This window comes from Gemmata obscuriglobus, assembly GCF_008065095.1.
Lineage (GTDB): Bacteria > Planctomycetota > Planctomycetia > Gemmatales > Gemmataceae > Gemmata > Gemmata obscuriglobus.
In genome coordinates this window covers 6,226,622-6,237,436 of the sequence record NZ_CP042911.1, presented here as the reverse complement: position 1 = coordinate 6,237,436, position 10,815 = coordinate 6,226,622, and the positions used below count along the sequence as shown (strand labels likewise).

Genomic DNA, 10,815 nt, shown 5'->3' with positions numbered 1-10,815 from the left:
TTCAAACACAAGCCAGTTCGTTAATCGAACTGGTTCACAGTCCGGTTGATTTTGTTCGTTTTACTTTTGCATTTACGGCACAGGCAGGAACGTCTGTGACACAAAGCAGTACAACCAGCCGGAGCGGATCTGAGCAAGCCACAGGCTCAACCACGCACATCGTTACCCGCCCGGGGACGCGGCGTTGACCAGTCCGGGGGCCGAGACTTTCGGCATCTTGTACTCTTGCCTGAGCGACGGCCGCGGTTTCTGCGCGAACGGCGGCAACTTCACCGCGCGGCCCGTCGCGCACGCCTCGTTAATCGCGTCGATGATGATCAGATCCGCGAGCCCTTCTAGCCCGTTCGGCTCGGGCTCGCGGTTCCGGAGCACGCATTCGGAGAAGTACTCGATCTCCGGTCCGACCTGGTCGCGCTCCCCGAACTCGGTCGTTCGCGTTTCGCCTTTTTCGTCGGTCAGGTGCATCTGGATCGCGCCGCGGAACGTGTACCCCGTTTGCATCCGCAGGTCGCCGGCGGTTCCGACCACGCGGTACTCGGACACCCGGGCCTCACCGAACCCGCACGTGAAGCTCGCCAGGCGGTCTTTTGGGAACCGCAGCACCGCGGTCACCATCTCGGGCACCTCGCGGAACTTCGTCTCCCCGCTGCTCGCGGCGAACCCGGTCACTTCGATCGGATCGTCCTGGAACAGGTAGCGGGCGGCGTTGATGCAGTAGATGCCGATGTCCATCAGGGGGCTGCCGGCGAGGTCGGCGTCGAGGCGCGTGTTCCCTTCTTGAATCTCTTGTGTGAACACCGAACTGAACAGCCGCGGCTCCCCGATCTTGCCGCTCTTGATGTGATCGATGGCGGTCAGGTTTCCGGACTCGAAGTGTAGCCGGTACGCGACCATCAGTTTGACGCCGGCGTCGCTGCACGCGGCGACCATCTCGCGGCACTCGGCCGCGTTCGCGGCCATCGGTTTCTCGGTGAGCACGTGGATCTTGTGCTTCGCGGCGCGGAGCGTGTACTCCTTGTGCATTGCGTTGGGCAGTGCAATGTACACCGCGTCGATGCTCCCGCTTTCGAGCAGGTCGCCGTACTGCTCGTACCCGTAGGCCGGTACGCCGTACCGCTCGCCCACCTCTTTCTGCTTCACCGGATCACCGGAGACGATTGCCGCGAGTTTGGAATGCTCGGTCGCATTCTGGAACGCCGGGAGGATCGCCTCCTGAGCGAACCAGCCCGTGCCGACCACCGCGTAGCGCACGTTCTTCTGACCCATGATGCACCTCGGAGTTGGGCAGCTCCTGTGGTGCACCCCACATGCCAGAAGGAGCCGACGGGCCAACAAACGACCCGCAGGGGCCGGCGGTTATTCCTTCGACTTCTTCGCCCGCGCCTTCGGCTGCGCCGCCCGGCTCTTGCGAGCGGCGCCCCCGGCCCGCTTGTTCGCAGGCGTGCCGCCGACCGCACCGCCCGACGAACCCGCCTCTGCGGGCAGTTCGTCCTCGTCGGTGTCGTCGTCGAGGGGGCCGCTGCCCATCGCGTCCTGGAGGTTCGCGCCGTCGGGGGAGCCGTCCCCCACTGTTGTTCCGGCCAACCCGCCGACGGCGGCGCCGCCTCCGGGCGTCCCGGCCGCGTGAACGTCCGTCGGGTCCGCCCCGAGGTCGCGGCCGACCGCTCGCTGCGGCTTTTCGGTCTTGGCCTCGTGGCCCGGTGCGCCCAGCCACGCGGCCGGGCGCCCCTCGTTCACGTTGACCGGCAGCCCGGATTGTTCGGCCTGCGCGCACGCCACGCACTGCCGCACGTACGGCAGCGCGTCGAGGCGCTCCTCGCCAACGTCCCCGCCGCACGAGGTGCAGCGGCCGAACGTGCCGTCGTCGATCCGGCCGAGCGCGGCCACGGCCTCGTCACGCAGGTAGGTCTCGTTCTCAAGGAGCGTGGTATCAAGCTCCTGCGAAAAGGCGTGCGTGCCGAGATCGCCGAGGTGCAACGGCGCGTTGGACATGCCGCCCGCGGACTCACCCCCGAGCGGCATCCGAACCTCTTCTTCCAGCGCCGCGGCGGTCCGGCCGACCCGGTCCGCAATCTTTTCGAGTTGCCGCTTGTATTGATTGGTTTTCCGGCTGTTCATCAGAGTCTCCCTGCGCCGCCGATGTGCGGCGGGTGGTGATCTGAAGCACCGGGCGTGCCGTGTCGCCTCACGAGTCGTCCGGACCGGGCGCGATCACAGCGGCGAACTCGATCTGCGCCGCGGGCCGCACGTCCGCCTTCAGCACCGGCGCGGCAGTTCCTCAGCCTCTCACCGGCACCACACGAGCCGGGCGGCTCAAACGGTTTTCGCTCGCGCCCACGCACAACCACATTCCCGGCACCAAGCACCTCTTGTAGCAAAGTCGGTGCCGGCACTGCGGCGCCAGTAGTCGATACGGCACGCGGCGTGCTATGCCACCGCCGGAGGACGTTCCATGACTCGGGCCGCCGTAACGATTCGTGTGAAGCGCACCGTCACGACACGCGTGACGGTCGAAACCGTGTTCAAGTTCGCGGCCCGGGTGTCGCACTCGTCCGACGATCGGCCCGGTATCCGCCGCGAGCGCGTCCGTGGCGGGTTCCGTTACCGCGCACCGAGCGGGGAACTCATTTGTGACACCGCGACGCTCGCACGCATCCGGTCGCTCGCGATCCCCCCGGCGTGGGAGCAGGTGTGGATTTGCGCCAGTCCGCGCGGGCACGTCCAGGCCACAGGGCGCGACGCCCGCGGGCGCAAGCAGTACCGCTACCACCCCGCGTTCCGGTCCTCGCGCGAGGGGGACAAGTTCGGCCGGGTCGCGGCGTTCGGGGCGACGCTGCCCAAGATCCGAAAACGAATTGAAGCCGACCTGCGGCGGCCCGGGCTCCCAAAACAAAAGGTGCTTGCGGCGGTTGTGAAGTTGCTGGACCACACGCACCTGCGGGTCGGCAACGCCGAGTACGTAAAGGCGAACAAATCGTTCGGGCTGAGCACGTTGTGCGACCGGCACGTTTCATTCACGAGCGGTTCGGTGCGCGTGCAGTTCCGCGGCAAGAGCGGCGTGCGGCACGAGCGCAAGGTGAGCGACAAGCGGCTGGCCCGGGTGGTCCGCTCGTGCCGCGACTTACCCGGCCAACACCTCTTTCAGTACCGCACCCCGGACAACGAGGTGCGCAAGATCGGCTCCGCGGACGTGAACGCGTACATCCGCGCCGCGGCCGGGGGCGCGTTCACCGCAAAGGACTTCCGCACCTGGGCGGGCACGGTCGTCGCGCTCCAACTGGCAAGGGATCTGCCGGCGCCGGAATCGCGAACCGCCGCCGAAAAGGCGTTCGTGGGCGTTATCGAAGGCGTGGCCGCGGTGCTGGGTAACACGCCCGCGGTGTGCCGTAAGAGTTACGTCCACCCGCGCGTACTGGAGGAGTTTGCCGCCGGCGCGCTCCTGCACTCGCGGCAGCGGTCCGGGCTGTCGCCCGCGGAGAGCGGGCTGCTCCACTTGTTGACCAGCGATCGGAGCTGACCGCAGCCGTTTCGACTTTCCGGTTAGGGACTCGGCAAAAAATAACTATCCCAACGGAGGCAGTTCGTGGCCAGGGATGTCCACGAACCAATCGTTGAGATCCGGCAGCCGATGAACCTCGTCTTCGACCTGCGCCATTTCCTTTTTCGTCAAGCGGACGCCCTTCGGGTAGGCATCGGTCAGTACCTCAACGGTGGGATGCTTGCCGCCCCAGGTCATCGACCGGGCGAACCCGAGGACCGCTTCGCGGGTGTCTAACAGATCTCCGCCCCAGTGGTTCTCGAGTACCCCCCAGCAGTGCTCGATCGGGTTGTACTTGCTGTGGTAGGGCGGGTAATACGCCAGCCGCACGAGCCGCCTCCGCTGACGCGCCAAGGCCACCATCCTCTTGAGGAACTGGGTTCGCCGGCTTTTGTTCTCCGGCCCGTTGTCTTGGTTGATGACCAGTGTCCGGACCCGCGGGAAGCGCGGCTGGTGCTGTACCCACCAGCGGTCCAGGATGTCCACGATGAAATCGCTCGTCACCCGCGACGTCGTGAAGTACAGCCACAGGTCGCTGTCACGCGGCAGCAACAGCCCGTAGGGTGTCAGGACCTCTTCGGCCCGGAAGTCGTGGTCCGCGGCCTTCGTTCGTACTCGGTTCTTGCCCTTGCGCGAGTACGCCCCCACCTGAACACCGGCTTTCGCGTCCAGCGACAGCCGCAGCGTGTCGGCACTAGCGTCGGCCTGCGGGTTGATCTCCTTCAGCCGTGCGAAGATGGCATCGGTCTGGGGGATCTTTTTTTGGGCACGCACTTGAGAACCTTGGTCGGGTGGAACCCGAGGTCGTTGAGCTTGGTGCGGAGGGTTCGCGCCTGGGGCAACTGGTCCGCGCGGTACCCCTTCGTGGCGACCAGCTGACGCCGCACTTCTTCGGCCGTCAGCCGGGTATACAGGCGCAGGGTGCGGAACCGCGGGTCCGCCTGGCTCTGGCTGGTGACGAGGTCCCGGATGTCGGGCAATCGGTCCTCGGCACGGTGCCGGCCTCGCGCCGAGAACGCGTCGCGGGCCACGACGCCCGAGTTCAGTTCCCGCATGCCCTTGCGGATGGTGACCCGGTTCCACCCGAACGCCTCTTCGGCTCGGCGTTGACCGCCGGGACCCAACGCACGCACCACCCGGGCCATGAACAACCGTCGTTGCGCCCCGCGCAGATCGTTCGCCGCCTCGATCAACGCGGGCGTGAGTGTCTCGCCGAACGGAATCACAGCGACCTCCTGCGGGTACCACCGAGAAGGTCATCCTACGATACGAGACTTGGGATAGTTATTTTTTGCCGAGTCCCTTATGTGAGTGAACGCCCCCCGACGCGGTCACGCGGCGGCTCTGCTACCAGGAACTAGACCGCACTCAACGATCAGCGGGTGCCGGCGAAGAATGAATCCAGCGCGGCGAAGTTCGTTCCGCGGAACACGCTCACCAGGGCGCGTGCCCCGACCTCGCGGACGGCAACCACGTCGGCGCGGTCCGGGGAGTCGTACCGCCCGGCTTGCACGGTCACCCGGTCCGTGGTGCCCGGCTCGAACGCGAAGAAGTCGGCCCGTGCGGCCTTGGTTCGCGCGTCCAGCACCCGCACCCGCGCCCCTTGCGACACCAGCAGTTCCGCGATCCCGTCCCCGTCGATGTCGCCGGCCGAAACGCTGAACCCGGTGCCCGTTCCCGGGGCGGTGGCCAGGAACGAGTCGCGCACCACCATCGTGCCGGCGGTGAACGCCTTCACGTGGACCCCGGCCCCGCCGTCCGCGGCGGTCACCAGTTCGTTGCGCCCGTCCCCGTCCAAATCGGCCGCCGACACCGCGATCGACCCGAAGTAGCCGTTGTACACCAGCACGCTGAAGGTCAGTTCCCCGGTCTTGCCGTCGAACACCTTGACGTGCCCGTTCAGGTTGGCCGCGACGATGAGGTCGCCGACGCCGTCCCCGTTCAGATCCCCGACCGCGAGGCTGATCGGCCCCTGGTACCCGGCGAACCCGTAGAAGCTGCGGATCTCGGCCCCCGTTACGCCGTCGAACGCCTTGACGTGCCCGCCGTAAGTCGCGGCGGTGACCACATCGGCGACCCCGTCACCGGTCACGTCCCCGGCGGCGGCGGCGACCCCCCCGACGAACCCCGGGTGCGGGTCGAGTACGAGTTTCGTGACGCCACCTTCGCCGAGCACGCGGACCAGTTCCGTGCCGACCGGAGCGCCGACCACCACGGGCGGCGCGACCGTCGGCTGAGGCGTCGGGGTCGTGCCCCCCGGGGCCGGGGGGGCGAGCCCGAACATCTTCGCGACGTTCAGCCGGCCCGCGGTTGCGACCTTTCCGCTCAGGCCCGCGACCGGGTCGACGGCGCTCTTCAACTGGCTGATGACCTGCTGGTACGTCAGCCCCGGGTTCGCGCTCCAGTACAGCGCGATGGCCCCGGTGACGTGCGGGGTCGCCATTGAGGTCCCGCTGAAGCTGCTGTACGTGTTGTTCGGGGTGGTGCTGTAGATGCCGACCCCCGGGGCCGCCAGGGTGACCGACCCGGCCCCGTAGTTCGAGAAGTTGGCGAGCCGGTCGCTGCTGTCGGTGGCCGCGACCGTAACCACGTTGTCGTAGCTCCGGATGTAACTGGCCGGGTAGCTGGGGTTCGTGTCGATGTTCTTGGCTTCGTTCCCGGCGGCGGCGACGAAGATGTGTCCGGCGCCCCGCGCCCGGCCGATCGCGGCGGCCATCGCGGCGGTGTACGCGCCCCCGCCCCAACTGTTGTTCGACACCTTCACCCCCATTCGCACGGCGTAATCCAGTGCGCGGATCGCGTTGCTGGTGTAGCCGCCCCCGGAGGCCCCGAGGAACTTGAGCGGCATGATCTGCACCGCCCAGTTCACGCCGGCGACGCCGATCCCGTTGTTCCCACTCGCGCCGATGGTGCCGGCCACGTGGGTGCCGTGGTTGTTGTCGTCCATCGGGTCGTTGTCGTTGTTCGCGAAGTCCCACCCGTGCACGTCGTCCACGTACCCGTTGCCGTCGTCGTCGACCCCGTTGCCCGGGATCTCCCCCGCGTTGGTCCAGATGTTCGCGGCCAGGTCCGGGTGGGTGTAGTCCACGCCGCTGTCGATCACCGCCACCACGAAGCTGCGGTTGCCCGTGGTCACGTCCCATGCGGCCGGGGCGCTGATCTTCGTCATCCCGTACAGGGAGCCGTAAGTCGGGTCGTTCGGCACCCCGTCCACCCGGACGAGCTCGTCCGGCGCGGCCACGGTCACGCCGGCGGTCGCACCGTAGTAGGCCAGCGCGCCGCCCAGGTCGGTGCCCGGGGTGAGGGTGACGCTGTAGATCCCGAACCCGAGCGATTCGACCCCGCGGGCGAACGGCGCCCGTGCGAGCGCGGCCGCGCTCGTGCCCTGGTCGAGCACCACCGTGACCCGGTCCGCGGCGACGGCGCCGGTCGCCACCAGTCGGGGCAGGTCCAGGGTCGGGCTCGTGGCGGCCGGTGTGAGCCGGTCTTCCAGGTGCTCAATACTGAGGCGTGCGCGAGCGACGGTCGAGCGGTGCGATAAGCCCATGTCGGTTCCCTGTTGAACCGGTCCGCCCACCGGCCGGACCATTTTCAACAGGTGTGTACGGCGCGTTCGGAACGCGCGCCGTGCGGAGTGACGAAAAGGACTAACAATCGTGCATCACACGAAAACCGCGCGCCCGGGGTGAACGCCGCGCTGCGCCCGGTGGTGACTTTTGCCGGCCCGGTGTGAACCGCCCGCGCCGGGCCATTCAGGCGCGCCGGGCGGCACGCGCCGCGCCGGCGAAAGCACTTGTTTTCGTAGGGTTTCAGCGCGTTAACACGCGTTTCGTGCGGCTAGCGCCCGGGTTCGCGTGTGGCGCACGATTTGGGGCCTGCGCGCAACGCGTCAGGTCTCGGGGCGCGCCGCCGCTCACCGGCCCCGGGCGGAGAGAGGGCATACAAATTTCAAGACATTATCAAATTAGATATAATACGAATGTAATATTGATATAATGATTCCCATTTCGCAGATTGCTCTGTTGAGAGCGGCGGGGAGTGGGGCCGGCGGCCCGGCATTAGCGACTCCTCCCACGCCCGACTTTGGGGAAAGCGGCACCATTCGAACCCCCAGTACGGACATCCGGCCGGCGCGAACCGAGCCGCCGATGTCGGCCCGAAAAGTGCGTCTCCGTTACCGGAGTGGGCGCACCCGCGCCCAGATCCGTAACCGGGGAGTTCCGAACATGAACCGCTTGATTACGACCGTTGCACTGGCGGCGCTCGGCGTTGGGTGTGCCTCGCTATCGCGTGCCACCGCCGAAGAGCCCAAAACGACCGAGACCGTGAACCTGTCCAGTTCCATCGCCGACCTCGATCAGCAGAAGGCGGTGATGGGCACGAGTGTGATTCTGTCGCAACGGGAGTGGGAGCGGTTGGCCGCCGCGTGGGGCATCAAGGACCCGCCGAAGGTCGATTTCTCGAAAGAGATCCTCCTCGTCGGCACCTGGCGCGGCGCCGGGTTCAAGTTCCTCAACGACGTGAAGGACGGCAACCTCACGACCGAACTCGTCGGCGATAAGGAAGAACGCCCGGGGTTCCGCTACCGGGCCGTAACGCTCCGTCGTGACGGGATCACGAGCTTCCACGGCAAAAAGTTGCCCGCCGAGTGACCGTCTGATTTTGGAATCGCGGCGCAGGTTTTAAACGGCGGCTTTGAACACGTCGCCTTGTCGCTCAATAACTTGTTCGCTCGCGTGGCGGAGGCACGGTTGGAAGTGGAAAAGCACGGATGACACGTGCGCAACGGGCCGCCGTCGCAATCACGTCGTCGCCGGTCCGCGCGTCGAGCGACCCGAGCTTGTGCGGACGAGGGGCAATCGTCTCCCCGACCTCAAACACAGTGTTTGCCGTGAACGCGAATGACCTCCCGGTGGCCGGGTCGGAAATAAGGGCCCGTACCGGTTCGTCCGTCCGGACCCGCTCCAGTGGGCTTCCCTCCTTCGCACCGACTGGGATTGAGAACATTCGCCCCGATTCCGTAATGACGAATCGCCGCTGTCCGTCGGCGACAACATGGAACGGCTCCGACCAGTCTACCCGCAGGGCCGGGTGAAGGGTCGCCACCGCTCCGTGATGATCGCTCGCCTTCTCCCACGTGTACGGCCGTAGCCACCCACCAGGGAACAGGACGTACGCCTCAATGACCAAATCCGAGAGAGGCAGGAAGTCGAACGGGTAGAACGGTTGCCACCCCGGCATGATCCGCTTGACTAAGAACCCCGGCCGGGGGGGGCCGGCAGCCGCTTCGGCGGTGCGTTCAGAAAGTGTTGCAGTTTTCCTGGCACTATCTCTTCGCACCGGTCGAACGTCTTGTACGATTCCCAAAATGGTGCGACGGCGTGGGCCGCCGCCTTCTCTTGTGAGTAGGTGGTGTGCGGGGGCGGCCACAGCGCCCCCGTCAAGAGATCGAACGAACAGATCGACGGTCGGACCATGATGTCCCAGCCGAACGGCTTGCCCTGGTCAACGACAAGCGCGTTGATGCTGAGAACGTGACACCGCTGCCCCCGCACGTGCCAGCGGAGCGGCGGGTTGCGCACCCACGGCCGCACTCTTGCGTACCACTGATGCGGAACCCACGGCTCGTCCGCAGGGCCGCCGAACAGGCCGATGGGGATCGGGAGTTGGTGCGCGACCGCATCTGCGGCGGAGCGCCTCAAACAAAACGAGTTTGCCTCCTCCGAAAGGGGAGACGCCCGGCGCGCATTGGGTCCACGTACCGCAAGCGAACACGCAATCCCCGAGGATCACCCCGCGCACCAGCGGGGGGTACGGAGCATTCGGAACGAACAGGCTCAGCCACGGGCTCAGAATCGTAGCAAAGAGAGCCATTACGCCACCTCCTGTGGTCTATCTTCCGTATGACCGGGCCACGGTGCTGCGTGCGATCAATCCGGCACTTTGCGGCCCTTCAGCATGTCTAACAGCTTCTGGGCGCAGGCTTCGGCGAAAGCCGGGTCGTTGATGTGCAGGTCCAGTTCCGTCAATTCAACGTATGGTGCGATCCAGTTCCGCAAGCTCTGGAACAGCGCTTCGTCGGCTTCGGGCCACCAGAACGGCATTCCCTCCGCGTCGATCGCGGACACGCCCCGGAGCGGCACCATCACGCACGTCGGGCTGTTGGACGCGCTCGTCCGTTCGGCGACCACTTTGCCGAGCTGGTCCATCTCCTCGGGCGTGGTGCGCATGAGCGTGATGGTGGGGTTGTGCCGGTGCAGCCGGCGCTGCTGATACCGTTCGGGCACGGTGTCGTATGGGCCGAAATTCACCATGTCGAGGGCGCCGAGCGACACCACCTGCGGCACCCCGGCGATGGCCGCGGCGGTGAGCCGTTCCGGGCCGGCGGAGAGGACGCCGCCGGCGAGTTCGTCCGCCAGCTCGGTCGTCGTGATGTCGAGCACTCCGGCGACCAGGCCGTCGCGAATGAGCCCTTCCATCGTGCGCCCGCCGGTGCCGGTGGCGTGGAACACGATCACCTCGTACCCGGCCGCTTCGAGCACCGTTCGCGCGGCCTCCACGCACGGCGTCGTGACGCCGAACATCGTTGCGGCGATAACGGGGCGATCCGCGGAGGAGTTGGCTCCTCCGTCCTCCTTGCCTGACTCCCCCTTACCTTCAGGGAGGGGGGCCGGGGGGGTAGGTCGCTTCGCCATCCCGATCATCGCGTTGGCGGCGTTGTCGAGTACAGCCCGGCTGATGCGGTTCAAGCCGGCGATGTCCACCACGGAGTGCATCATCATAACATCGCGGGTGCCGACGTAGTGTTTCACCTGTCCGCTCGCCAGCGTGCTGACCATCAGTTTCGGGACGCCGACGGGCAGCGCCCGCATGGCGGCGGTGCCGATCGTCGTTCCCGCCGACCCGCCCATTCCGAACACCCCGGACAGCCGCCCCTGTTTGTGCAGTTGCGCCGCGAGCTTGGCCGCTCCCGCCGCCGCAAGTTCGATCGCCTTTCCGCGGTCCGCAGCCGCCTTCACGGACTCGTAACTCGCACCGGCGGCGCGGAACACGTCTTCTCGGGAGACGTCGGCCGTGAACGCCGGAGGAGCGATTACGCCAGCGTCGGCGACGATAACCGGTACCCCGGCGGCGCGGAGTCGGTCGCGGACGTAAGCGAACTCGGCCCCTTTGGTGTCCAGGGTGCCGACCAGCAGAACGGACATGAGCGCTTCCCGGTGAACCCGCGGCGAGGCGATGCAACAGCGAATCGCGTGATATGTTACCTGCGTCGCCCC

8 protein-coding genes are annotated in these 10,815 nt (G+C 66.8%); 2 read left to right on the top strand and 6 right to left on the bottom strand.

The genetic code is table 11. From position 1 onward, the window contains the following. Positions 1-162: 162 nt before the first annotated feature. The gene (locus GobsT_RS26125) at positions 163-1,266 is read right to left on the bottom strand and encodes a Gfo/Idh/MocA family protein (RefSeq protein WP_010037460.1); all 1,104 of its coding nucleotides are present in this window, start codon (positions 1,264-1,266) and stop codon (positions 163-165) included. A gap of 90 nt (positions 1,267-1,356) precedes the next feature. Continuing rightward, the gene (locus tag GobsT_RS26120; protein ID WP_010037467.1) at positions 1,357-2,118 is read right to left on the bottom strand and encodes a TraR/DksA family transcriptional regulator; all 762 of its coding nucleotides are present in this window, start codon (positions 2,116-2,118) and stop codon (positions 1,357-1,359) included. Between the two features lie 334 nt (positions 2,119-2,452). Between GobsT_RS26120 and GobsT_RS26115 the strand changes: the two genes are divergently transcribed. After that, on the top strand, positions 2,453-3,517 hold the full coding sequence (locus GobsT_RS26115; RefSeq protein WP_010037469.1) for a DNA topoisomerase IB: 1,065 nt from the start codon (positions 2,453-2,455) through the stop codon (positions 3,515-3,517). A 45-nt stretch (positions 3,518-3,562) separates the two neighbouring features. Here GobsT_RS26115 and GobsT_RS41240 read toward each other — a convergent pair. Further along, positions 3,563-4,761, bottom strand: a protein-coding gene (locus GobsT_RS41240) for an ISAzo13 family transposase (protein WP_417936410.1) whose coding sequence is annotated in 2 segments (ribosomal slippage) — positions 3,563-4,302 and positions 4,302-4,761 — 1,200 coding nt in all. Because the reading frame shifts where the segments join, the coding sequence is not laid out codon by codon here. Positions 4,762-4,913: 152 nt separating this feature from the next. Then, complete coding sequence (locus tag GobsT_RS26105) at positions 4,914-7,085, bottom strand: S8 family serine peptidase (protein ID WP_010037471.1); 2,172 nt, start codon at positions 7,083-7,085, stop codon at positions 4,914-4,916. A 679-nt stretch (positions 7,086-7,764) separates the two neighbouring features. On the opposite strand from GobsT_RS26105, the gene GobsT_RS26100 reads away from it, so the two are divergent. Continuing rightward, the gene (locus GobsT_RS26100; RefSeq protein WP_010037473.1) at positions 7,765-8,190 is read left to right on the top strand and encodes a hypothetical protein; all 426 of its coding nucleotides are present in this window, start codon (positions 7,765-7,767) and stop codon (positions 8,188-8,190) included. Between the two features lie 600 nt (positions 8,191-8,790). Here the strand turns inward: GobsT_RS26100 and GobsT_RS26095 are convergent. Together GobsT_RS26095 and GobsT_RS26090 are read right to left on the bottom strand one after the other, a co-directional pair. Next, positions 8,791-9,240: a hypothetical protein gene (locus tag GobsT_RS26095; protein WP_010037482.1), complete on the bottom strand. Its 450-nt coding sequence runs from the start codon at positions 9,238-9,240 to the stop codon at positions 8,791-8,793. 228 nt (positions 9,241-9,468) lie between these two features. Continuing rightward, positions 9,469-10,743 carry a Tm-1-like ATP-binding domain-containing protein gene (locus GobsT_RS26090; RefSeq protein ID WP_010037484.1) on the bottom strand — a complete coding sequence of 425 codons (1,275 nt, stop codon included), beginning with the start codon at positions 10,741-10,743 and terminating at the stop codon, positions 9,469-9,471. Positions 10,744-10,815: the final 72 nt, after the last annotated feature.

Bases quoted from the DNA above. Each gene is read 5' to 3' on its own strand.
- GobsT_RS26090 (WP_010037484.1), bottom strand. From the start codon at position 10,743: ATGTCCGTTCTGCTGGTCGGCACCCTGGACACCAAAGGGGCCGAGTTC.
- GobsT_RS26125 (WP_010037460.1), bottom strand. From the start codon at position 1,266: ATGGGTCAGAAGAACGTGCGCTACGCGGTGGTCGGCACGGGCTGGTTC.
- GobsT_RS26120 (WP_010037467.1), bottom strand. From the start codon at position 2,118: ATGAACAGCCGGAAAACCAATCAATACAAGCGGCAACTCGAAAAGATT.
- GobsT_RS26100 (WP_010037473.1), top strand. From the start codon at position 7,765: ATGAACCGCTTGATTACGACCGTTGCACTGGCGGCGCTCGGCGTTGGG.
- GobsT_RS26105 (WP_010037471.1), bottom strand. From the start codon at position 7,085: ATGGGCTTATCGCACCGCTCGACCGTCGCTCGCGCACGCCTCAGTATT.
- GobsT_RS26115 (WP_010037469.1), top strand. From the start codon at position 2,453: ATGACTCGGGCCGCCGTAACGATTCGTGTGAAGCGCACCGTCACGACA.